Source organism: Streptomyces sp. NPDC092045, assembly GCF_044756005.1.
In the GTDB taxonomy this organism is placed as follows: Bacteria; Actinomycetota; Actinomycetes; order Streptomycetales; family Streptomycetaceae; genus Streptomyces.
Genome location: NZ_JBIVSC010000001.1, coordinates 751,105 through 773,103, shown reverse-complemented (window position 1 = coordinate 773,103; position 21,999 = coordinate 751,105). Strand labels below are relative to the sequence as shown.

Below are 21,999 nucleotides of genomic sequence, written 5' to 3'. Positions count from 1 at the left end.
CACCAGGTGCGTTCCCGGTGCGGACGGGGGTACGCGACCCGTCAACCCCACACCGCCGCGCGCGCTACGGTGGGGCATCGGATCAGCGGCGAGGCATGAGGCGGGGGCAGGACACACCCATGGCACAGGGCACGGTCCAGGTGACGCACACCGGCACATCGCGGTGGCGGCGCCGCACGGGTGAGTACCCCTCCCTCGCCGCCGCCCTGGAGGCCGCGGGCGACGGGGACGTGCTCACCGTCGCCCCGGGGACCTACCGGGAGAACCTGGTGGTGCGGCGGGCCGTCACCCTGCGCGGCCCCGAGGGCGGGGCCGGGCCGGTCCGGCTCGCTCCCCCGGACGGCGTCCCGCTGATCCTGCGCGCCTCCGCCGTCCTCCAGGACCTGCACGTCGAGGGCCAGGACGTGGCGGCGCCCGCGCTGCTCGTCGAGGAGGGCACGCCCGAGCTGCTCGACCTGCGGATCCTGACCCGCTCGGCCGCCGGGATCGAGGTGCGGGGCGCCGCCCGGCCCACGGTCCGCCGCTGCACCGTCGACAACGCGGCCGGGATCGGCATCGCCGTGCTGGACGGCGCGGGCGGGGTGTTCGAGGAGTGCGAGGTGGTGTCCGCCGGGCAGGCGGGCGTCTCGGTGCGGGGCGGCGCGCACCCGCGCCTGGAGCGCTGCCGGGTGCACCACGCCTCCGGCGCCGGGATCGCCGTCACCGGCGAGGGCAGCGCCCTGGAGGGCGTGGGCTGCGAGGTGTACGAGATCAAGGGAGCCGGGCTCCAGATCGCGTCCCGCGCCACCGCCCACCTCACCGACTCCTCGGTGCACCGCACCTCGGCGGACGGCATCACCCTCGACACCGACGCCGTCCTCACCCTCTCCGACTGCGACATCCACGACGTCCCGGAGAACGCGGTCGACCTGCGGTCGCGCTCGGTCCTGACGCTCACCCGGTCGACCGTCCGCCGCTTCGGCCGCAACGGCCTGTCGGTGTGGGACCCGGGGACCCGGGTGGACGCCAACCAGTGCGAGATCCACGACAGCACGGGCGACTACCCGGCGGTGTGGGTGAGCGACGGGGCGACCGCCGTCCTCGACGCCTGCCGGGTGCACGACGTGCCGGACGCGCTGTTCGTCCTCGACCGGGGCTCGCGCGTGGACGTGGTCGACAGCGACCTGTCCCAGGTGCGGAACACGGCGGTGTCGGTGAGCGACGGCGCGACGGCGCAGCTCGACGACTGCCGCATCCGGGAGGCGTCCACGGGCGCCTGGTTCCGGGACCACGGCAGCGGCGGCACCCTCGCCGGCTGCACGATCGACTCCGTGCAGACCGGCGTCATCGTCACCAAGGGCGCCGACCCCTCGATCGAGCGGTGCACGGTCACCTCGCCCGCCGAGGCCGGGTTCTACGTGTCGGCGGAGGGGCGCGGCTCCTTCCACGGCTGCCGGGTGACGGGCAGCGGCGGGTACGGCTTCCACGTGACGGACGGCTGCCGGACGACCCTGCGCAAGTGCCGTACGGAGCGGTGCGCGCGCGGCGGTTACGAGTTCCCGGAGGAGGGCGCGGTCGCCGAGGAGTGCACCAGCGACGAGAGCGCGGTCCGCTCCTCCGTGCCCGACTCCTCGGGCTCCGGCCCCTCCCCCGCCGGCGGCGGTACGGTCCTGGCGGAGACGCGGACGGCCGGACTGCTCGGCACCGTGCCGGCCTCCCGGCCCCCGTCGGCGGCCCCGGAGCCGGAGCCCGCCCCGGCGGCCCGCTCCTCGCAGGACGTGCTCGGCGAACTGGACGCCCTGGTGGGCCTGGAGAGCGTCAAGCACGAGGTGCGGACCCTCACCAACATGATCGAGGTGGGGCGCCGGCGCCAGGAGGCCGGGTTCAAGGCGGCCTCGGTCCGCCGCCACCTGGTCTTCACGGGGAACCCGGGCACGGGCAAGACGACGGTGGCCCGGCTGTACGGCGAGATCCTCGCCTCGCTCGGGGTGCTGGAGCGCGGGCACCTGGTGGAGGTGTCCCGGGTGGACCTGGTCGGCGAGCACATCGGCTCGACGGCGATCCGCACCCAGGAGGCCTTCGACCGGGCGCGCGGCGGAGTGCTGTTCGTCGACGAGGCGTACGCGCTGTCGCCGGAGGACTCGGGCCGCGACTTCGGGCGCGAGGCGATCGACACGCTGGTGAAGCTGATGGAGGACCACCGGGACGCGGTGGTGGTCATCGTCGCCGGCTACACGGCGGAGATGGAGCGCTTCCTCACCGTGAACCCGGGGGTGGCCTCGCGCTTCTCCCGGACCATCACCTTCGGCGACTACGAGCCGGAGGAACTGCTGCGGATCGTGGGGCAGCAGGCGGACGAGCACGAGTACCGGCTCGCCCCGGGCACGGACGAGGGGCTGCTCGCCTACTTCGCGAAGCTGCCCAAGGGCCCGGCCTTCGGCAACGGGCGCACGGCGCGGCAGACCTTCGAGTCGATGGTGGAGCGGCACGCGGGGCGGGTCGCCGCGCTCGACGAGCCGAGCACGGACGACCTGACGCTGCTCTACCCGGACGACTTGCCCGAGCTGCCCTGACCCGTCCCCTCCCGGCCCGAGGCCCCCTCCCCGGGAGCGGCCGGCCCCCGGTCCCCGGGTTCGCGGGCCCCCTCCCCGGGAACCGCCGGCCCGCGGGTCCCGGGCCCGGAGGGCCCCTTTCCGGCGGGCTCCGGCGGCTCTCCGGCCCCCCGCTGCCGGGGGACGGCGGACGGGAGGCGGTCGAGGAGGCCGGTGCGGCAGTGGGAGAAGCCCGGGTCGGCCTGGTAGTCGGAGTGGCCCAGGATCGGTTCGGGCAGCGGGTGGTCACGGGTGCGTCCGTAGGCGACCGGGTCGAGGAGGACCGGCTCGTCGACGGCGGGACGCCCGTCCTCGGCGACGACCCGGACGGGTCCGCCGATCGGGTCGGTGGCGCGGTGGAGGTTGCTCCAGCAGTGGACCGTGCGGTTCAGGGAGCGCAGCGCCTCGGGGCCGAAGTAGGCCGGGAACCAGCGTCCGTAGAGCCGCTCCAGGGGTGAGCCGTAGGTGAGCAGGGCGACCCGGCGGCGGGTGGCCGGCTCGATCTGCCAGACGGCGGCGGCGGCCAGGACGCTGCCCTGGGAGTGCCCGGAGATGACGAGCCGGCCGCCGGTGCGCCGGGTCCAGGAGCTCATCCGCCAGGTGAGGTCGGGGACCGCGCGCTCGGCGTAGCAGGGCGGGGCGAAGGGGTGGGCGGCGCGGGGCCAGAAGGTGCCGACGTCCCAGAGGATGCCGATGGTGCGGCGGGCGGAGGGGTCCCGGTAGGCGCGGCGGCCCCAGGTGACGAAGAGCAGGAAGCCGAAGCCGATCATCCAGGAGCCGAGGGCCTGGGTGGCGGAGGCCAGGGCGGCGACGGCGGGGTGGGCGCCGTCGAAGGCGCGGCCGGGCACGTTCCCGCTGGCCCAGGCGCCGACGACGGAGGCGGCCCCGAGGAGCAGGGTGGCGCCGGAGACGACGCCGACGAGGACGGGTGCGGAGTCGGTGAGCGCCGCCCGGGCGCGCACGGTCGCGATCCGTCCCGTACGGACCGGGTCGCCCTCGCCGACGGTGCCGTAGTCGGTCTCGACCTCGGAACGCAGGCGCCGGGCGGCGAGCAGGGTCCGTGCGACGAGCAGGGCGGCGGGCACGGCGAGCAGCAGGAGCAGGACGGGGATGACGGACGCCTGCCAGCTGAGCAGGACGGGCGGGCTTATCCGGGGTCCGGGGTCGCCCATGCCGGGGGTGGCCGGTCCGTCGAGCCAGTCGGCGACGCGCTGCGCGACGCCGCCGGACATGACGCCGCCGAGGGCGCAGGCGAGCATGGCGACGGCGGGTCCGCCGAGTCCGTACAGGGCGGTGCGGGGGTCCCGGCGGGGGCGCTGGAGGAGGAGGGCGACTCCGCCGAGGGCGACGACGAGGGCGCCCTGGGCGACGGTCAGGGCGCTGAAGACGGCGTCGCCGGGGAGGGTCCCGGACGAGGTCCAGCCGGGGCGGGACCAGCCCGCGTACAGGGCGGCGGCGGCGAGCAGGACGAGGGAGGCGCCGGGCAGCCAGGAGACCAGGGCGCGTTCGAGCCGCAGGTCGAGGTGGTTCTCGCTGCGGCCGCGCCGGCAGACGACCCAGAGGACGACGGCGGCGAGGGCGGCGACGGCGGCCTGGAGGATCCGGCCGAGGACGGCGCCGGTGCCGGGGGCGGCGGTGTCGTGGCGGGCGGCGGCCGTGACGAGGGCGGCGGCGACGGTGAGGAACCCGGCGGCGGTGTGGGCGGCCCTGAGCCGGGCGACGATGCGGCGGCCGTACCAGAATCCGGGGCGGCCGAGGGCGGCGCGGGACCCCGCGTCGACGGCGTTGTCCCCCGGCGCCGTCGGCGGGTTGTCGTAGCCGGTGGGCGGGCGCTGGGCCTCGTACGCGCTCCAGGTGCGGTTGGACAGGTACCAGAGCAGGCCGACGAGGACGGTCGGCACGAGGGCGGCGACGGCGAGGCGGCGGCCGGGCGGGGACCACCAGCCACCGCGCTCGACGGAGAGGAAGCCCAGCCAGGAGGCGGAGTCGACGCAGGCGGGGGCGGCGGCGCACTGCCAGGCGGTCAGGTCGAGCGCGACCTCGCAGGCGGCGGCGGTGAGCAGGACGGTGAGGGTGAGGGCGACGAGCCGGACGAGGACCCCGTAGAGCCGGACGAGCCGGTGTCCGCCCGGGGCGGGCGGGCGCATCCAGTGCGCGAGGTTGGCGACCATGAAGGGCAGGAGCAGCAGCCATAACGCGCGGGTGCCGTCGCCGGAGGTGAGGTTGGACCAGCAGTACGCCTCCGGGACCGGGCGTCCGGCGTACCGCCCGGGGTGCTCCTCGGCGTCGGCGTCCTCGGTCCGCCGGTACACGGCGGCGGTCCTGTCGCCGGTGATCCGCACGGTCCTGGGGTCGTCGAGCATGTCCTGGGGGGTGGCTCCGCCGACTCCGTGAACGAGGAGTTCGAGCGCCGCGTCCCCGCTCTCCGGGGCGGGTGTGGCAGGGGACACTGGGGCGGCTCCCTCATGAGGTGGGAAGATGCGACGTCGGAGACAGGATCGCGGACGGCCGCGCGGCCGCGCACGGTCCCTCACCGAATTTCACCCTCATCCCCATATCCCCCGTCCCCTGCGGAAGGACCGGCCCCGGCGGTGACTGACAACCAGAACCTCCTCGCGGAGCAGCGGCGTGCCCTGATCCTCGACGAGGTCCGGCGGCGCGGCGGTGTACGGGTCAACGAACTGACCCGCCGTCTGAGCGTCTCGGACATGACGATCCGCCGCGACCTGGACGCGCTGGCCCGGCAGGGCGTGCTGTCGAAGGTGCACGGCGGGGCCGTTCCGGTGGTCGAGGCGAGCACCCACGAGCCGGGCTTCGAGGCCAAGTCGGTGCTCGAGCCGAGCGCCAAGGACGAGATCGCGCGGGCGGCGGCGGCGCTGGTGGCGCCGGGCACGGCGCTCGCCCTGTCGGGCGGGACGACGACCTACGCGCTGGCGCGGCACCTGCTCGACGTGCCGGACCTGACGGTGGTGACCAACTCGGTGCGGGTCGCGGACGTGTTCCACGAGGCGGGGCGGGCGGGCGGCGAGGCGCGGCGCGGCGCGGCGACGGTCGTCCTGACGGGCGGGGTGCGCACGCCGTCCGACGCGCTGGTGGGACCGGTGGCGGACCGGGCGATCCGCTCGCTCCACTTCGACCTGCTCTTCCTCGGGGTGCACGGCGTCTCGGCGGAGGCCGGCCTGTCGACGCCGAACCTGGCGGAGGCCGAGACCAACACCTGTCTGATGCGTTCGGCGCGCCGGGTGGTGGTGGTCGCCGACCACACCAAGTGGGGGACGGTGGGGCTGAGTTCCTTCGCCTCGCTGGACGAGGTGGACACGTGGGTGACGGACGGGGGCCTGTCCGGGGGGACGCGGGCGGAGGTCGCGGAGCACGTGCCCGGGCTCGTGGTGGCGGGCGAGGAGCGGGCGTGAGCGCCTTCCGGGTCGAGCGGACCGTGCCGTCGGCCCCGGAGGAGGTGTGGCGGCGGCTCACGGACTGGCCGGCGCACGGGCGGCTGGTGCCGCTGACCCGGACGAGGATCCTGACGCCGGGGCCGAACGGCGTGGGCACCCGGTTCACCGCCCGGACCGGGATCGGCCGCCTGGCGTTCGACGACCCGATGGAGGTCGTGCGCTGGGAGCCGCCGGCGGCGGGCCGTCCCGGCGCGTGCCGGCTGGAGAAGTACGGCCGTGTCGTACGGGGTTGGGCGCTGATCGAGGTGGCGGAGGCGCCCGGTGGCTGCCGGGTGGTGTGGACGGAGGAGCTGGCCGTGCGGGGGCTGCCGAGGGCCTTCGATCCGGTCCTGGCGCGGGCGGGACGGGTGGTGTTCGGGCGGGCGTTGGACGGGCTGCTGCGGCGGGGCTGAGCCCCCGGATCCCCGCGCGGGCCGGTCCCCGGCGCGGTGTCCGCCCCGGCCGCGCCCGCGCCCTGTGCTGTTGACAGCGTGTCGGATAAGGTGCCCTTTCCGCCCGCGTCCCCCGGAGGTCCGGTCCATGGCACGCCGACTGAGTCCGGTGGAGGTCGACTTCACCGCGTCCGCGCCCGTCCGCCTGGTGTTCACGGCGGCGCTGGCCGCCCCGCCCGCGGCCGTCTACCGCTCCCTGGCCGTGGAGGTGGGGAGCACGCCCTCGTGGTTCACCGCGCTCGTCTCCGCCGTCCCGACGGGCGACGGGGCGGGCCGCAGCGTCCGGCTGCGGGGCGGGATCCTGCTGGAGGAGACGATCCTGGCCGCCGAGCCCGGGGTCCGCTACGCCTACCGGGTGGACGCGACGAACGCCCCCGGGGTGACGGCCATGGCGGAGGAGTGGGCCCTCTCGCCCGCCGGGCGGGGGACGTCGCTGCGCTGGACGATGGCCGCCGACGGCCCGGCCCCGTTCCGCCTCGGTCTGCGGCTCGCGCGGCCGGGCCTCGGGCGGTCCTTCCGGGGCGCGGCGCGCCGCCTCGACCGGCGGCTCACTCCGGCCAGGCCCCCGTCGCCAGGAAGCTCTCGATAGCGGCGGCGTACGGGGCGATGTCGAGGCCCTGGGCGGCCAGCCAGTCGTCGGAGTAGTACTTGTCGAGGTAGCGGTCGCCGGGGTCGCAGAGCAGGGTGACGACGCTGCCGGTGCGCCCCTGCCCGACCATCTCGGCCACGATCTTGAAGGCGCTCCACAGGCCGGTGCCGGTGGAGCCGCCCGCCTTGCGGCCGATGGCCGTCTCCAGGGCGCGGACGGCGGCGACGCTCGCCGCGTCGGGGACCTTCATCATGCGGTCCACGGCCCCGGGCACGAAGCTCGGCTCCATGCGGGGGCGGCCGATGCCCTCGATGCGGGAGCCGCAGTCGGCGGTGGCGTGCGGGTCGTGGTGGGTCCAGCCGTCGAAGAAGCAGGAGTTCTCGGGGTCGGCGACGCAGATCCGGGTGTCGTGCTGCATGTAGTGCACGTAGCGGGCGATGGTCGCCGAGGTGCCGCCGGTGCCCGCGGTGGCCACGATCCAGGTCGGCTCCGGGTACCGCTCCAGGCGGAGCTGCTGGTACATCGACTCGGCGATGTTGTTGTTGCCGCGCCAGTCGGTGGCCCGCTCCGCGTAGGTGAACTGGTCCATGTAGTGGCCGCCGGTGCGCTCGGCGAGGGCGGCGGACTCCTCGTACAGGGTGCGCGAGTCGTCGACGAAGTGGCAGCGCCCGCCGTGGAACTCGATGAGCCGGCACTTCTCGGGGCTGGTCGTGCGGGGCATGACGGCGATGAACGGGACGCCGACGAGCTTCGCGAAGTACGCCTCGGAGACGGCGGTCGAGCCGCTGGAGGCCTCGATGACGGGCCTGTCCGGGCGGATCCAGCCGTTGCACAGGCCGTAGAGGAAGAGGGAGCGGGCGAGCCGGTGCTTGAGGCTGCCGGTGGGGTGGGTGGACTCGTCCTTGAGGTAGAGGTCGATGCCCCACCGCTCGGGCAGCGGGAAGCGCAGCAGGTGGGTGTCGGCCGAGCGGTTGGCGTCGGCCTGGACCTTGCGGACGGCCTCCTTGAGCCAGGCCCGGTAGGCGGGGTCGCTGCGGTCGACGTCGACGGTCGCCGTGGCCGTGGCGGCGCCCCCGGCGATGGCCGCCGAACCGTTCTGCGCACTGTGCTCGGTGGTGCTCATCCGCGCTTCTCCTCGATCGCTTCCCCGGAGGCGCTCCCCCGGGTGCTCCACTGCCGACAATACCGCTCTCACCTGGGCAAACGTTCCCTTTGAGGTTCCATAGGGAAGACTTGCGGAAGGGTGTGCGAAAGGGGCCGCGGAAGGGCCACTGGTGCGGTCGCGGACGGCCCGGCACACTGGGAGCGGCACCCGGGGGAAACGGGTGGGAAGGGGCGGATCGGCATGCGGGAACCGGAGTTCAGCGCCAGGGGCGTGGGCATCAACCGCTGGCTGCGCTCGCTGACGCGCGCGGGCGAGGTGCGGATCGAGGACGGGCGGCTCGCCCTGCTCACCAGCTACGGCAGCGAGATCGACAGCGCGCCGGTGACGGCGGTGCGGGCGGGGCGCCCGTGGTTCGCGGGCCCGGACGAGGCGGTGGCGACCGTGAACGGCACCCGGTACCGGCTGACGCTGCACCGGAAGGACCGGGACGGCGGTCCGGCGGACTCCGGTGAGGACGGGGACCCCGGGGGGACGGAGGAGTCGGGGCGCTTCCTCGCCGCGCTCAGGCGGGCGGCGGGAGGGCACTGACGCCCGGGGCGCGCGAGGCCCCCTGACCTGGCACGGTTCGCCGTGAGTTGCGGGACGGTCACCACTGGCCCACGCTGGAATCACCTCACCGAGGGTTGCCAGGTGGTGACGCGACGTCATGGTCATCGCCCGACTGGACCGCACGAGAGATCCGAACCTTCGTCTTCTTCCGGACTACTTCGGGGAGTCGCAGCCGTGATCAGCGAACCGAGCAGGTACTACGCGGTGGAGCTCCAGGCCCTGCCGCAGCGGATCGGACAGGTCCGCAGGATTGTCTCGGCGCATCTGCGCCACTGGCATCTCGACGCCCTGGTCGACCATGCCCTGCTGGGAGTCACCGAGCTCCTGACCAACGTCCACCGGCACGCCCGGCCGGACAAGCGGTGCACCGTGGAGATCGAGCTGCTGCTCGACCGCCTCACGGTCTCCGTCAGGGACCACGATCCCCGCCCGCCGCGGACCGAGGGCCCGTTCGGCGACCCTGCCGACGGACCCGCCGACGGCCTCGCGACCTCCGGCCGGGGCCTCGTCCTCGTCGGCGCGGTCAGCGAGAGCTGGGGCGTCCGGCCGTGCGGGGACGACGGGAAGGACGGGAAGGTCGTGTGGTTCACCCTCGCGGCGCCGCCCGTGGGCGCTCCCGTCGGGACGCGCGAGGAGGCCGTGTACGGCGCCGCGACCGAGGGCCCCTTCACCGGCTACGAGCGGGTGCCCGCCGTGCCGCTCGGCACCCCGGCCGACCCGGTCCCGAGCCCCGCCCCCGCGGTGGCCGCCGCCCGGCCGGCCCTGGCGGGCCGCGCGGGCTGAGGGTCCCGGACCGGCGGAGGGGGCCCGGCCGACGGGCGGTCGGCCCGGCGGACGCGGGGTCCGGACGGCCGCCCCGTCCTCCCCCCTTCCTTCTGTACCTACTGGTATGTACAGTGCGGCTATGGGGACGAACGACACCTCCGAGCGACTGGTCGGGGCGGCCCGCGAACTCCTGTGGGAGCGCGGCTACGTGGGCACAAGCCCCAAGGCCGTCCAGCGGGCCGCGGGCGCGGGCCAGGGCAGCATGTACCACCATTTCGCGGGCAAGCGGGACCTCGCCCTGGCGGCGATCCGGCGGACGGCCGAGGAGATGGACGCGGCGGCCGGAGCGGCCCTGGACGGCGGGGGGACGCCGTACGAGCGGATCCGGGCGTACCTGCTGCGCGAACGCGAGGTCCTGCGCGGCTGCCCGGTGGGGCGGCTCACCATGGACCCCGAGGTGATCGCGGACCCGGAGCTGCGCGCCCCCGTCGAGGAGGTGCTCGGCCGGCTGCGCGCCCGGCTCGCCGCGGTCGTCCGGGAGGGTCCGGAGAGCGGCGGTCCGAACGGCCCCCTGGACCCGGAGGAGACCGCCGCGACGATCGTGGCGACGGTGCAGGGCGGGTACGTCCTGGCCCGCGCGACGGGATCGCCCGCGCCCTTCGACAGTGCCGTGCGCGGCCTGCTCGCGCTGCTCACCCCGCTCGCCCCGCGCCCGGCCCGCTGAGGCCGGTCCCCGGGGCCCCGCCCGCCCGGGGGCGGGTCCGCCGCGCCCGACCCGCCGAAGAGGAAACCGGAGTCCGTTCCGTGCACGCGATGCAGTACGAGATCACGCTTCCCGCCGACTACGACATGGGGATCGTCCACGAGCGGGTGGCGACCCGGGGCCATCTGCTCGACGCCTTCCCGGGCCTCGGTCTGAAGGCGTACCTGGTCCGGGAGCGGGGGGCGGACTCGCCCGTGAACCAGTACGCGCCGTTCTACCTGTGGTTCGCGCCCGAGGGCATGAACTCCTTCCTCTGGGGCCCGGGTTTCCAGGGCGTCGTGAACGACTTCGGACGGCCGGTGGTGCAGCACTGGACGGGCCTGGCGTACGAGGAGGGGTCCGCGTCCGCGTCGGTGCCGCGCGCCGCGACCCGGCTGAGGGCCCCGCTCGGGGAGGCGGTCCCGCCGGGCGTGGCGGTGGCGGAGGCGGTGGCCCGGCACGCGCGGGAGGCCCGGCGGGACGGGGTGGTGGCCTCGGCCCTCGCGGTGGACCCGCGCCACTGGGAGCTGCTCTCCTTCACCCTGTGGGCGGGCCCGGAGGCCCCGGCCGGCGAGGGCGAGCGCTTCCGGGTGCTCCACCTGTCGGAGCCGGGACGGGCGGAGCTCGGGCGGGTGGGGACGGGACGGGCGGAGCTCGGGCGGACGGGGCCGGGGGCTCAGGCCGTGGCGACCAGGGTCAGATAGGCGATGCCGAGGACGCCCCGGTAGCCGTTCAGCCAGCCGGAGCGCTGCCGGTCGACGCGCTCGCGCGTCTCGGCGGCGAGCGGGTGGCCGGGGTTCGCGGCGAGCCAGACCTCCGTGTCGTGGCGGTAGCCGGACTCGAACTCCTCCCACTCCTCGGCGCTCGCCGTCTCGATCCACGCGGGCCGGAACCCGGCCCCGATCGCCAGGTCGACGAGGGCGCCGAGGGAGAGGTGGTCGTCGGCGCGGGCGCCGGGCCACATGCCGGCCAGTTCGGCTCCGGTGGGGGTGCGCTCCCAGAAGCCCTCGCCCAGGACGACGCGGCCGCCGGGCCGGACGAGCCGGCGCAGTTCGCGCAGGGCGGTGGCGGGATCGTGCGGCAGGCCGGGGTCGCAGAGCGCCTGGCCGGCCCCGAGGCAGAGGACCGTGTCGACGGGGCCCCGGTCGGTGCCGAGCGCCGACTCCTCGACGAAGGTCGCGCGGCCGGCGAGCCCGCGCTCCTCGGCGAGGGCGCGGCCGCGGGCCAGGTCCTCGGCCTCGATGTCGATCCCGACCCCGTGGGCCCCGGGAACCGCTTCGAGGAGGCGCAGGAGCAACTCGCCCCAGCCGCAACCGATGTCGAGCACGTCGGCGGGCCCGGCGCCGGCGAGCCGTCCCAGGAGGCGGGCGGCGCGGGCCTCGGAGAGCGGCCCGTGGAAGGTGAGGCCGCCGAGGCGCCGGGGAGGTGTGGAGTCGGAAGAGGTCATGGGGCGGAACGGTACGTCGTACGGCGGGGCGGTCCCACCGGTTTTCGGCGGGGCGGCGACGGCGGGAGGGCGGAAGGAGAGCGCCGGCCGGGCGGAAGCCCGGTTCCGCGCCTAGCCTGGGGAGGATGTACACCACGCGCGTGTCCCGCCACGTCGACGCCCCGCCCCTGGCCGTCTACCGGACGCTCCTCGACCCGGAGGCCGTCGCGCGCTGGCGGGTGCCGTACGGCATGACCTGCCGGGTGCACGGGTTCGACGCGTGCGAGGGGGGCGCGTTCCGGGTCTCGCTGCGGTACGAGGGGGAGGACGGCGCCGGGAAGTCGGGGCCGCGCACGGACACGTACCACGGGCGCTTCGTGGAGCTGGTGCCGGGCGAACGGGTCGTCGAGGTGGTCGAGTTCGAGACGGAGGACCCGCTGCTGCGGGGCGCCATGACCCTGACGACGACCCTGGTGCCGGACGGCGGCGGCACGGAGGTCCTGGTCGTCCACGAGGGCGTCCCGGACGCGGTCCCCGCCGCCGGCAACGAGACCGGTGCCCGGACGGCCCTGGACCGGCTGGCGGCGCTGCTCGAAGGGCACCGGGAGTAGCGGCGCCGGGCGGCTCAGACCGGTTCGCGGGAGAGGGCCGCCAGGGGGTCGTCCAGGACCGGCTGCCAGGCGAGTTCGGCGGCGCCCACGAGGCTGTTGTGGTCGAGGGTGCAGGGGAGGATCGGCACGCCGCCGCTGCGGCCCCAGAGGCTGCGGTCGGCGACGACCGCGCGGAGGCGCTCGGGGTCGGCGTCGAGGAGTTCGCGGTGGAGGCCGCCGAGGACGATCCGGTCCGGGTTGAGGATGTTCACCAGGCCGGCGAGGCCGAGCCCGAGGCGGTCGATCAGCTCGCCCACGGCGACCCGGACGCCGGGGTCGTCCGGGCAGGTGCGCAGCAGGTCGCGGGACTGCTGGAGGAGCGAGACCTCGGGGCCGGGGACGCGGCCCGCGGCCGTGAGGAAGGCGAGCGGGTCGGTCTCGACGTCGAGGCAGCCGCGGCCGCCGCAGTGGCACGGGCGGCCCTCCGGGTTCACCGTCAGGTGGCCGACCTCCAGGGCGAGGCCAGCGCTGCCGGTGTGCAGGCGTCCGTCGAGGACGAGCGCGCCGCCGACGCCCCGGTGGCCGGTGGCCACGCACAGCAGGTCCCGGGCGCCGCGTCCCGCGCCGTGGCGGTGCTCGGCGAGGGCGGCGAGGTTCACGTCGTTGCCGGTGAAGGCGGGGCCCCCGATGCCGGCCTCCCGCACCCGCTCGGCGAAGATCTGCCGGACCTGCGCCCCGGCGGGCCAGGCGAGGTGGAGCGGGTTGAGGGCGGTGCCCTCGGGCTCGGCGACCGCGGAGGGGACGGCGAGTCCGGCGCCGACGCAGCGGCGGCCGCTCTCCGCGAGGAGGGCCGCCCCGGCCCCGACCACGGCGCCGAGGACCTGGGCGGGGTCGGCGGAGACGACGACGCTGCCGGGGGCCGTGGCGACGATCGTGCCGCCGAGGCCGACGAGCGCGGCCCGGAAGCCGTCCGGGTGGACCTGCGCGGCGAGGGCGACGGGGCCCTTCTCGTCGACGGCGAGCCGGTGCGAGGGGCGGCCCTGGGAGCCGGCCGCGGCACCGGGGTTGGAGTCGACCCTGATGAGGCCGAGGGCCTCCAGCTCGGCGGCGACGGCGCCGGCGGTGGCGCGGGTGACGCCGAGCTCGGCGGTGAGGACGGCCCGGGTCGGTGCCCTGCCGGTGTGCACCAGCTCAAGGGCGGGACCGAGCGCGCTGCGCCCCCTGTCCAGCCGTGTCCGGGTCGTCGTCGCCTTGCCGTTCATGGGGGCGAGTCTCCCATGATCGGACGGCGCCCCCGACCTCGCGGCCCGGTTGATTCCCTCGCCCCTCGCCCCTATCCTGAGTTTGTGCCGCTACTGAACAAAGTACGGACGGCCGCATCGGGGGGCCCGCGCGGAGACACCGCCGCCCGCTCCCTGTCCCGCCTCCGCTCCGCCCTGACCCTCTTCTTCGCCCTGGACGGCTTCCTGTTCGCCGGCTGGGTGGTCCGCATCCCCGCCGTCAAGGAACGGACCGGCGCCTCCGCCGGGGACCTCGGCCTCGCGCTCCTCGGGGTGTCGGCCGGCGCCGTGGTGACCATGACGCTGACCGGGCGGCTCTGCCGCCGGTACGGCTCCCACGCCGTCACCGTCGCCACCGCCGTCCTCCTCTCGCTCTCCGTCGCCCTGCCCGCGCTCACCCGCTCCCCGCTCTCCCTCGGCCTCGTCCTGCTCGTCTTCGGCGCCGCGTACGGCGGCATCAACGTGGCCATGAACAGCGCCGCCGTGGACGTCGTGACCGCGCTGCGGCGCCCCGTGATGCCCGGGTTCCACGCCGCGTTCAGCCTCGGCGGCATGCTGGGGGCCGGGCTCGGCGGACTGCTCGCCGGCGGCCTCTCCCCCACCGCCCACCTCCTCGGCCTCACGCTCGTCGGCCTGGCCCTGACGGGCGTCGCCGGACCCGTGCTCCTGCGCCACCCCTCCCCCGCTCCGCCCGAGGCCCTTCCGGCGCGGCCCGCCGCGACCGCCGCCCCCGGCGCGCGGCGGGGCGCCCAGCGCCGCACTGTCCTCGTCTTCGGGGCGATCGCGCTCTGCACCGCGTACGGCGAGGGCGCGCTCGCCGACTGGGGCGCCCTCCACCTCACCCAGGACCTGCACGCCCACCCCGGGACGGCCGCCGCCGGGTACTCCGTGTTCGCGCTGACCATGACCGTCGGCCGGCTCTCCGGCACCGCGCTGCTCGAACGCCTCGGCCAGACCCGCACCCTGGTCGCGGGCGGCGCGACCGCCGCCGCGGGCATGCTGCTGGGCGCGCTCGCGCCGACCGTCTGGGCCGCGCTCCTCGGCTTCGCCGTGACCGGCCTCGGCCTCGCCAACATCTTCCCCGTCGCCGTGGCCCGCGCCGGCGCGATCGCCGGTCCCGCCGGAGTGGCGACCGCCTCCACCCTCGGCTACGGCGGGATGCTGCTCGGCCCGCCCGCGATCGGCTTCCTCGCCGACTGGTTCTCCCTTCCGGCCGCGCTCACCACGGTCGCGGTGCTCGCCGCCGGGGCCGCGGTGATGGGCTGCCTGGCCCGGGACACCGGGCCCCGGAGCGGCCCCGGCCCCGCGGACGGGCACGGGTCCGGGGCCGGCGGGCGGCCCGCTCAGGGCAGGGTCACCACCGTCGCCGCGTACGACAGCCCCGCGCCGTAGCCGAGCAGCAGGGCCAGGTCGCCCGAGCGGGCCGCGCCGGTGTCGAGCAGGGCGTCCATGGCCAGCGGGACGGAGGCGCCCGAGGTGTTGCCGCTGGTGACCACGTCGCGGGCGACGGCGACCTCGGGCGGAAGGTCCAGGGAGGCGGCGAGGGCGTCGATGATGCGGGCGTTCGCCTGGTGCGGGATGAAGGCGCGCAGGTCGGAGGGGGCCACCCCGGAGGCGGCCAGCGCCTCGCGGGCGACCTTGGCCATCTCGTACACCGCCCAGCGGTAGACCTTCTGGCCCTCCTGGCGGAGGGCGGGCCAGCGCGGCGCGGGGTCGTCGCGCAGGGCGTTCCAGGGGACGGTCTGGGCGATGGCCTCGGCCTGGGAGCCGTCGGCGCCCCAGACGACGGGGCCGACGCCCGGCACGGGGGCGGGGCCGAGGACCACCGCTCCCGCGCCGTCGCCGAAGATGAAGGCCGTGGAGCGGTCCTCCAGGTCCAGCAGGTCCGTCATCCGCTCCGCGCCCACCACCAGGACGTGCCCGCCCCGGCTGCGGACCGCGTCGGCGGCGAGGGCCACGCCGTGGACGAAGCCCGCGCAGCCGGCGGAGACGTCGAAGGCCGCCGCCCGGACGGCCCCGATCCGGTGGGCGACCTCCGTGGCCGCCGCCGGCGTCTGGCGCAGGTGCGTGAAGGTCGCCAGGACGACGCAGTCGACGGCCTCGGGGTCGACTCCCGCCGTCGCGAGCGCCTTGGCGGAGGCGGCCTCGGCCATGTCGGTCAGGGATTCGCCGGGACCCGCCCAGCGCCGGGTGACGATGCCGGTGCGGGACCTGATCCACTCGTCGGACGAGTCGATGTACCGGGCCGCTTCCTCGTTGGTGACGATGCGTCGCGGCCGGTAGGAGCCCACGCCCAGGATCCTGGCGCCCGGTGCTCCGGTCGGTGAGGTGATCCGTGCCGTCATGAGTGCCCCTCCGGGTGGGACGGACGCGCGGCGGGTTACGCCGGCGTCACGGACATCGGGTGGCGGAAGTAGTTCGACGGGTCGTACGCCTTCTTCACCCGCTGGAGACGCGGATGGTTGCCCTTGTAGTAGAGCGTCTGCCAGGGGACGCCCGAGGTGTTGACGGCGGGGTCCGCCATGTCGTTGTCGGGGTAGTTGATGTAGCAGCCGTCCGTCTGGCCGTCGAGTCCGGGCACTCCCCCGGTGGCGGCGTGCACCTGGGCGTACAGGTCGCGCAGCCAGCCCTGATGGGCCGCGTCCTCGGCGGGGTTGGTCCAGAAGGTCTGGTAGAGCATCTTCACCACGGAGCTGCGCTGCGGGATCGCGGTGGCGTCCGGGGCGACCGCGTTGACCTGCCCGCCGAAGGAGAACAGGACCAGCATCGCGCGCGGGTTGCGGTACGCGGTCGTGGTCATCGACGCGTACAGGGCGTCCAGCTGGGCGTCGGTGAAGGCGGTCCGCACGTACGCCGACTTGTGCGCGCCCCGCAGGGTCGGGTCGTTGAGGACCGGGTTGATGGTGGCGACCATCGTGGTCTGCTGGAGCCAGGACAGCGTGCGGGCCGGGGCGCGGGCGGTGGTGACGCCGTCGAGGACCGCGTTCAGGTAGGCGTCGAGCTTCGCCTGCGCGTCGGGCAGGTCCGCGTCGATCTGGGTGACCAGGTTCAGGGCGGCGCTCGCGCTGGTGTAGACGTTGAGGATGGAACCGAGCTCCTTGTACGGGGAGTCCGGCGCGCTGTTCTGCTCGTGCCAGGTGCTGAAGTTCTTGACCAGGCGGGTGAACGAGGTCCGGTCGAGCGCGGACCAGGGGAGGGCCTGGACGTGGCTGAGGACCCGGGCGGGCGGGGCGGGCAGCTGGGTGGCGGCCGGGGCGGTGCGGGTGCTGCTCGGGGAGCGCAGCCAGTAGCGGGTGACGATGCCGAAGTTGCCGCCGCCGCCACCGGTGTGGGCCCACCACAGGTCGCGGTGCGGGGAGGAGGCGTCGCGGGTGGCCCTGACGATCCGGGTCGTGCCGGCGGCGTCGACGGTGACGACCTCGACGCCGTACAGGTGGTCGACGACCAGGCCGTCGCGGCGGGAGAGCAGGCCGTAGCCGCCGCCCGCGATGTGGCCGCCGGCGCCGACGCCGTAGCAGACGCCGCCGGGGAGGGTGACGCCCCAGCCCTTGTAGAGCTTCTCGTAGACGGGCAGGAGGCGGGCGCCGGGTTCGACGGCGAAGGCCTTCACCGTGTCGTCGTAGCCGACGCAGGTCATCTCCGAGAGGTCGAGGATGACGTCGACGTCCGGCCGGCAGACGAAGTCGGCGAAGCAGTGGCCGCCGCTGCGGACCGAGACCCGCTTGCCGGTCCGGAAGGCCTCTCCCAGGGCCGCGGCGGCGTCGGCGGCGGAGCGGATCATCTTGACGTACTGCGGCCGGGCGGCGAACCGCTGGTTGTTGCCGGTGGTCAGGTGCGGGTAGCGCGGGTCGGCCGGCAGGACCTTGTCCCCGGTCGGCGACGTGGTGGTCGCCCGTGCGGCGGGGGCGCCGGCCACGACGCCGCCGGCCAGTGCGGAGGCCGTGACGGCGGCCCCCCGTATCAGGGATCTTCGGTCGAGTGCTGTCATCGGTGGAACTCCTCGGAGCGGTGCGGAAGGGTGCGGGGCCGCGACGGGGCCCGGCCCGGAGGCCGGGCCCCGTCGCGGAGCGGGTCAGGACTTCGGCGTGGGGCCGTTGCCGAGGGACGAGGCGCCGCTGACGTCGATCACCTGGCCGGAGACCCAGCCGGCCGCGTCGGAGGCGAGGAAGCCGGCCAGGCCCGCCACGTCGGCGGGGGTGCCGGTGCGTCCGAAGGCGGACCAGCTCTCGGCGGCGGCCCGCATCTGCGGGTGGGCGAGCCACGGGTTGAAGTCGGTGGCGATGATGCCGGGGGCGATGGCGTTGACCGTGATCCCGCGCGGGGCGAGGGCCTCGGCCAGGGTGAGGGTGAGGGTGTTCACCGCGCCCTTGGTCATCGAGTACGCCAGCACGTTGGGCATGGCGATGCGGGTCGTCGCGCTGGAGACGTTGATGATCCGGCCGCCGTCGCGCAGCTTGTCCAGGCCCTCCTGGATGACGAAGAGCGGCGACTTCACGTTGACGGCGAGCAGCCGGTCGAAGTCGTCCTCCTTGATGGCGCCGATGGGGGCGAGCAGGCCCGCGCCGGCGTTGTTCACGAGGATGTCGACGCCGTCGGCGTGACGGGTGAACTCGGACCACAGGGCGGCCGCGTCGCCCGCGACGCCCAGTTCGGCCTGGAGGGGGAACGCCTGGCCGCCGGCGGCCTCGATCGCGCCCACCACCTCCTTGGCCTCGGCCTCGCTGCGGTGGTAATGGACGCCGACCCGGGCGCCGTCCGCCGCGAGGCGCTCCGCGACCGCGCGTCCGATGCCCTTGCTCGCGCCCGTGACCAGCGCGACCTTGCCCGACAGTGTGCTCATCGAGCAACTCCCTTGTTTGTGTGGTGTGTACGGAATTTCGGAAGGTGGTTCAGGGGGCGGGGCGCGGGCCCCGCGAGGACCGGCCCGCCCGCGACCGCGCGCACGGTGGTCGTGGCGCAGGGCAGGGCCAGCCGCAGGCGGCCGCGGTGGCCGCCGAGGACCAGGTGGAGGGCGGGCTCGTCGCCGGGCCCCGGGGCCCCGTAGGCGACCGCCGTGACGCGGGCCAGGTCCGGGTCCTCCGCGAAGACGCCGGCGAGGGTGGCCGCCACCCCGTCCGAGCCCGCCTGGACGGCCTTGGCCACCCGGGCCCGGCCGTCCCCCACGCCGAGGACCACCGGCAGCCGGACCAGCGGGGTGAGCCGGTCGTGGACCGCCCGCCGCTCCCCGGGCTCCCCGCCCGTGACGACGGGACGGCCCTTGACCGTGACGGCCCCGGTGACGGTTCCGAGCGAGTGGAGGGTGTCCAGGACGAGCCAGGTGGGCGGGAGGAGCCGCACCGCGCCGGGCACGGACCGCCCTCCGGCCGGCCCGGCCTGCTCCCCCGCCGCACCGACCCGCGCCAGGGAGCCGGACAGCGACTCCGTGAGGACCAGGGGGCCGGCCGCGAGGAGCCGTTCCTCCACGGGGCGGGAGGGCCGGGCGAGGGCGGCCGCGATCCGGCGCGCCTCGGCGGCGCTCCCGGCCCCGGCGGCGAACACGGTCCGCCCGGCGGCCGTCACGGGAGCGGCCGTCAGGAGCGTCTCGTCCGCCGCCAGGACCAGGACGTCGTGGTCCGGTCCGGCCTCGGCGAGCAGAGCGGTCGGCGCGGCGCCCGGCGGGGCGACGAGGACCCGGTGGGGAAGGTCGGCCACGAGGGGCGCGTACGCCTCCTCGACGATCAGCACGGCGTCCCGCCCCGGGAACGGCCGCCGCGCCGCGTCCGGTGCGGCGCTCACGCCTTCGCCTCCGCCGGCCGGGGACGGGGGATCGCGAGGCACACCGCCGCGGCGACCAGGGACAGCGCGAGCGTCACCCACCAGCCGAGCCGGAAGGAGCCGGTGCCGCCGCCCGCCAGGACCGGCACCAGGACCGCGACGCCGAGGACCGCGCCGACCTGGCGGGCCATCGTGACGACGGCGGAGCCCGTGGAGAAGCCGGTGGGCGGCAGCGCCGAGACGGCGGCGCCCACCAGGGTGGGCACCGTCAGGCCGACCCCGACGCCGGTGAGCAGCATGCCGGGCAGCAGCCCCGTCGCGTACCGGGGATCGGTGTCGAGGGCGAGGATCCACCAGCCGATGCCGAGGGCGAAGACCACCGAGCCGGCGGCCGCGACCGCGCCGGCGCCCCAGCGCCGGGCGAGCGGGCCGGCCCCGATGGCGAGGAACGGCACCATCAGGGGCCCGGGGGCGATGGCGAGTCCGGTGGCCAGCGGCGACCAGTGCCAGACGTCCTGCGCCCACAGCACGGCCGAGAGCAGCATCATCGCGAAGGCGACCGCGAACACCAGGTTGGCCAGGGTCGCGGGCGACACGGCCGGCAGCCGCAGCAGGCCGAGCGGCAGCACCGGGGCGGGGTGCCGGGCCGACCGCGCGACGAAGACGACGAGGGCCAGGACGGCGGCCGCGAGGCAGCCGAGCACCCGGCCGGAGGTCCAGCCCCAGTCCTCGCTGCGGATCACGCCCAGGGAGAGCAGCGCGATGCCGGCGGTGAGCAGCCCGGCGCCGAGCAGGTCCGGGCGGGCGGCGGTCGCGCGGCCCGGGGTCGGCGGGACGGCCCGGAGGCCGACCGCCCAGGCGACCGCGCCGATCGGCACGTTGACGAGGAAGATCCAGCGCCAGTCGAGCTGGGTGAGCAGGCCGCCGGCGAGCGGGCCGAAGGCGGCGGCGAGCCCGCTGATCGCGCTCCAGAGGCGGACGGAGGCGATCCGGCGCTCCGGGGGCGCCACGGTCAGCAGGATGCCGAGCGAGGACGGGATGAGCAGGCCGGCGCCGACGGCCTGCACGACCCGGGCGGCGACCAGCGTCCACACGGAGGCGGCGAGGGCGCACGCGATCGAGGCGAGCACGAAGACGGCGAGGCCCCACAGGTACGCGCGGCGCGGCCCGATCCGGTCGGCGAGCGCTCCGGCCGGGATGAGGGAGGCGGCGTAGACCACGGCGTACGCGTTGAGGATCCACGACAGCGTGGCGAGGGACGTGCCGCCGTAGTGGGCGCCCACGTCGGGCAGGGCGACGTTGACGATGAAGACGTCCAGGTTGGACATCGCCACGCCGGACGACACGACGCCGAGGACCACGCCGAACCTGGTGGCCTGGCGGGGGGCGGTGAGGGACATGGAGGTCTCCGGGCTCGTTCTCGGTGGTGCCTGCGTCAGCCGGTGGTGACCGGCAGCCGGTCGTGTCCGCGTTGGACGATCTGGTCGCGGAAGCCGGGGCTGCCGACGACCTTCAGGCCGGGCAGGCGGCGCAGCAGCAGCGGGATCGCCGTCTCGGCGGTGAGCCGGGCCAGGGCCGCGCCGAGGCAGTAGTGGGCGCCGGCGCTGAACGTCAGCTGCTTCTGGTTGCCCTCGCGGTCGGGGTCGAAGCGGTGGGGGTCCGCGAACCGCTTCGGGTCGCGGTTGCCGGCCGCGACGAGGAGGGTGACGGCGCTGCCCCGGACGACCTTCTCGCCGAAGAACTCCAGGTCCTCGCTGGCGACCCGGTTCAGGGCGTGCACGGGCGGGTCCCAGCGCAGCACCTCCTCCAGGTAGCGTTCGACGAAGCGGGGCTCGCCGGTGAGACGCCGGGCCAGGTCCGCGTCGCCGACGGCGATCCGGACCGCGTTGCCGAGCAGGTCCTGGGGCGCCTCGCTGCCCGCCACGATCACCGCCATGATGTTGGCGACCAGGTCCTCCTCGGTGAGGTCGCTGCCGTCGAGGGCGCGGATGAAGGCGCTGGTGAGGTCGGGGCCGGGCGCGGCGCGGCGGGTGGCGACGAGGTCGGTGACGTACGCGGCGAGCTCCTCCATGGCGGCGTCGCCGGGGGCCAGTTGGGCGAGGTCGCCGACGGGGTCCATGGAGGTGGTGATGGCGGCGATGATCGGGTGCAGGCCGGGCAGGTCCGCCTCGGGGATCGCGAGCAGCTCGCCGAGGACGGCGATGGGGAGCCGGTAGGTGAACTCCTCGACCAGGTCGACCTCGGCGCCGCCGGCCCCGAGCTCCTCGACGTGCCGGACGGCGTCGTCGGCGAGGCGCTCGACCATGGGGGCGAAGGCGGCGACGCTGTGGGCGGAGAAGGCGCTGGAGAAGAAGCGCCGCATCCGCTCGTGGTCGGGTTCGTTGCTGAACAGCATGTTCTTGGTGAGCCACACCCAGGAGGAGTGCTCGCGCCAGCCGGGCATGCGCAGGTCCTGCATGGCGGCGTCGGTCTGGAGCAGGACGGGGTGGCGCAGGGCCTTCGAGATCTGCTCGTGGCCGACGGCGAGCAGGTGCGTCTCGCCGAGCCTGACCAGGTCGCCGTGGGCCCGTAACTCCTCGTAGAGGGGGTAGGGGTTCTGCTTGCCCTCGAAGGAGAGCAGCCGGATCATCACGTCCAGCGGCTCGGCCAGGGTCGGGGTCTCGGTCACTGCTGCTCCTGGGTG

The 21,999-nt window shown here is 75.7% G+C and carries 20 protein-coding genes; 10 read left to right on the top strand and 10 right to left on the bottom strand.

The window, feature by feature from the left end; translation table 11 throughout:
- Nucleotides 1-119: 119 nt before the first annotated feature.
- Nucleotides 120-2,552, top strand: coding sequence for a right-handed parallel beta-helix repeat-containing protein (locus ACIQKA_RS03605; protein ID WP_391093798.1), 2,433 nt, complete (start codon nucleotides 120-122; stop codon nucleotides 2,550-2,552).
- Here ACIQKA_RS03605 and ACIQKA_RS03600 read toward each other — a convergent pair.
- Nucleotides 2,522-5,020 carry a hypothetical protein gene (locus ACIQKA_RS03600; protein ID WP_402539843.1) on the bottom strand — a complete coding sequence of 833 codons (2,499 nt, stop codon included), beginning with the start codon at nucleotides 5,018-5,020 and terminating at the stop codon, nucleotides 2,522-2,524. The genes ACIQKA_RS03605 and ACIQKA_RS03600 overlap by 31 nt on opposite strands.
- A gap of 141 nt (nucleotides 5,021-5,161) precedes the next feature.
- Between ACIQKA_RS03600 and ACIQKA_RS03595 the strand changes: the two genes are divergently transcribed.
- From ACIQKA_RS03595 to ACIQKA_RS03585, 3 genes are all read left to right on the top strand, one after another.
- Entirely contained in the window at nucleotides 5,162-5,983 is an 822-nt protein-coding gene (locus tag ACIQKA_RS03595) for a DeoR/GlpR family DNA-binding transcription regulator (RefSeq protein WP_383157723.1), read from the top strand.
- Entirely contained in the window at nucleotides 5,980-6,417 is a 438-nt protein-coding gene (locus ACIQKA_RS03590; RefSeq protein ID WP_383430729.1) for an SRPBCC family protein, read from the top strand. Before ACIQKA_RS03595 ends, ACIQKA_RS03590 begins: the two co-directional genes overlap by 4 nt.
- A gap of 127 nt (nucleotides 6,418-6,544) precedes the next feature.
- A complete protein-coding gene (locus tag ACIQKA_RS03585; protein ID WP_383157718.1) occupies nucleotides 6,545-7,045 on the top strand; it encodes an SRPBCC family protein in 501 nt (166 codons plus the stop codon).
- On the opposite strand, the gene ACIQKA_RS03580 is transcribed toward ACIQKA_RS03585, so the two are convergent.
- Entirely contained in the window at nucleotides 7,005-8,168 is a 1,164-nt protein-coding gene (locus ACIQKA_RS03580) for a pyridoxal-phosphate dependent enzyme (protein WP_391093801.1), read from the bottom strand. The genes ACIQKA_RS03585 and ACIQKA_RS03580 overlap by 41 nt on opposite strands.
- A gap of 222 nt (nucleotides 8,169-8,390) precedes the next feature.
- Here ACIQKA_RS03580 and ACIQKA_RS03575 point away from each other — a divergent pair, with 222 nt between their 5' ends.
- From ACIQKA_RS03575 to ACIQKA_RS03560, 4 genes are all read left to right on the top strand, one after another.
- Nucleotides 8,391-8,738, top strand: coding sequence for a hypothetical protein (locus tag ACIQKA_RS03575; RefSeq protein ID WP_383157713.1), 348 nt, complete (start codon nucleotides 8,391-8,393; stop codon nucleotides 8,736-8,738).
- Between the two features lie 195 nt (nucleotides 8,739-8,933).
- Nucleotides 8,934-9,542 carry an ATP-binding protein gene (locus ACIQKA_RS03570; RefSeq protein WP_383157711.1) on the top strand — a complete coding sequence of 203 codons (609 nt, stop codon included), beginning with the start codon at nucleotides 8,934-8,936 and terminating at the stop codon, nucleotides 9,540-9,542.
- Nucleotides 9,543-9,648: 106 nt separating this feature from the next.
- A complete protein-coding gene (locus ACIQKA_RS03565) occupies nucleotides 9,649-10,248 on the top strand; it encodes a TetR/AcrR family transcriptional regulator (protein ID WP_402539840.1) in 600 nt (199 codons plus the stop codon).
- 80 nt (nucleotides 10,249-10,328) lie between these two features.
- On the top strand, nucleotides 10,329-10,970 hold the full coding sequence (locus ACIQKA_RS03560) for a DUF4865 family protein (protein WP_402539839.1): 642 nt from the start codon (nucleotides 10,329-10,331) through the stop codon (nucleotides 10,968-10,970).
- On the opposite strand, the gene ACIQKA_RS03555 is transcribed toward ACIQKA_RS03560, so the two are convergent.
- Entirely contained in the window at nucleotides 10,943-11,713 is a 771-nt protein-coding gene (locus ACIQKA_RS03555) for an SAM-dependent methyltransferase (protein ID WP_383157703.1), read from the bottom strand. The two genes, ACIQKA_RS03560 and ACIQKA_RS03555, sit on opposite strands and share 28 nt — an antisense overlap.
- A gap of 125 nt (nucleotides 11,714-11,838) precedes the next feature.
- Here ACIQKA_RS03555 and ACIQKA_RS03550 point away from each other — a divergent pair, with 125 nt between their 5' ends.
- The gene (locus ACIQKA_RS03550) at nucleotides 11,839-12,303 is read left to right on the top strand and encodes an SRPBCC domain-containing protein (RefSeq protein ID WP_402539837.1); all 465 of its coding nucleotides are present in this window, start codon (nucleotides 11,839-11,841) and stop codon (nucleotides 12,301-12,303) included.
- Nucleotides 12,304-12,317: 14 nt separating this feature from the next.
- Here ACIQKA_RS03550 and ACIQKA_RS03545 read toward each other — a convergent pair whose 3' ends face one another.
- On the bottom strand, nucleotides 12,318-13,544 hold the full coding sequence (locus ACIQKA_RS03545) for an ROK family protein (protein WP_383157698.1): 1,227 nt from the start codon (nucleotides 13,542-13,544) through the stop codon (nucleotides 12,318-12,320).
- 84 nt (nucleotides 13,545-13,628) lie between these two features.
- Here ACIQKA_RS03545 and ACIQKA_RS03540 point away from each other — a divergent pair, with 84 nt between their 5' ends.
- Nucleotides 13,629-14,954 (top strand): MFS transporter, encoded by a 1,326-nt coding sequence (locus ACIQKA_RS03540; RefSeq protein WP_402539836.1) that lies wholly within the window; start codon nucleotides 13,629-13,631, stop codon nucleotides 14,952-14,954.
- On the opposite strand, the gene ACIQKA_RS03535 is transcribed toward ACIQKA_RS03540, so the two are convergent.
- The 6 genes from ACIQKA_RS03535 to ACIQKA_RS03510 all read right to left on the bottom strand — a co-directional run bounded on the left by ACIQKA_RS03535 (nucleotide 14,906) and on the right by ACIQKA_RS03510 (nucleotide 21,984).
- Entirely contained in the window at nucleotides 14,906-15,907 is a 1,002-nt protein-coding gene (locus ACIQKA_RS03535; RefSeq protein WP_402539834.1) for a beta-ketoacyl-ACP synthase III, read from the bottom strand. The two genes, ACIQKA_RS03540 and ACIQKA_RS03535, sit on opposite strands and share 49 nt — an antisense overlap.
- Nucleotides 15,908-15,942: 35 nt before the next feature.
- Nucleotides 15,943-17,550 (bottom strand): FAD-binding protein, encoded by a 1,608-nt coding sequence (locus ACIQKA_RS03530; RefSeq protein ID WP_402539832.1) that lies wholly within the window; start codon nucleotides 17,548-17,550, stop codon nucleotides 15,943-15,945.
- A gap of 84 nt (nucleotides 17,551-17,634) precedes the next feature.
- Nucleotides 17,635-18,402, bottom strand: a complete 768-nt coding sequence (locus tag ACIQKA_RS03525; RefSeq protein ID WP_383159995.1) for an SDR family oxidoreductase — start codon at nucleotides 18,400-18,402, stop codon at nucleotides 17,635-17,637.
- Entirely contained in the window at nucleotides 18,399-19,337 is a 939-nt protein-coding gene (locus tag ACIQKA_RS03520) for a hypothetical protein (protein WP_402539831.1), read from the bottom strand. The genes ACIQKA_RS03525 and ACIQKA_RS03520 overlap by 4 nt, the downstream gene beginning before the upstream one ends.
- Nucleotides 19,334-20,716: an MFS transporter gene (locus ACIQKA_RS03515; RefSeq protein WP_402539830.1), complete on the bottom strand. Its 1,383-nt coding sequence runs from the start codon at nucleotides 20,714-20,716 to the stop codon at nucleotides 19,334-19,336. Before ACIQKA_RS03515 ends, ACIQKA_RS03520 begins: the two co-directional genes overlap by 4 nt.
- A gap of 35 nt (nucleotides 20,717-20,751) precedes the next feature.
- Nucleotides 20,752-21,984 (bottom strand): cytochrome P450, encoded by a 1,233-nt coding sequence (locus ACIQKA_RS03510; protein ID WP_383444471.1) that lies wholly within the window; start codon nucleotides 21,982-21,984, stop codon nucleotides 20,752-20,754.
- Nucleotides 21,985-21,999: the final 15 nt, after the last annotated feature.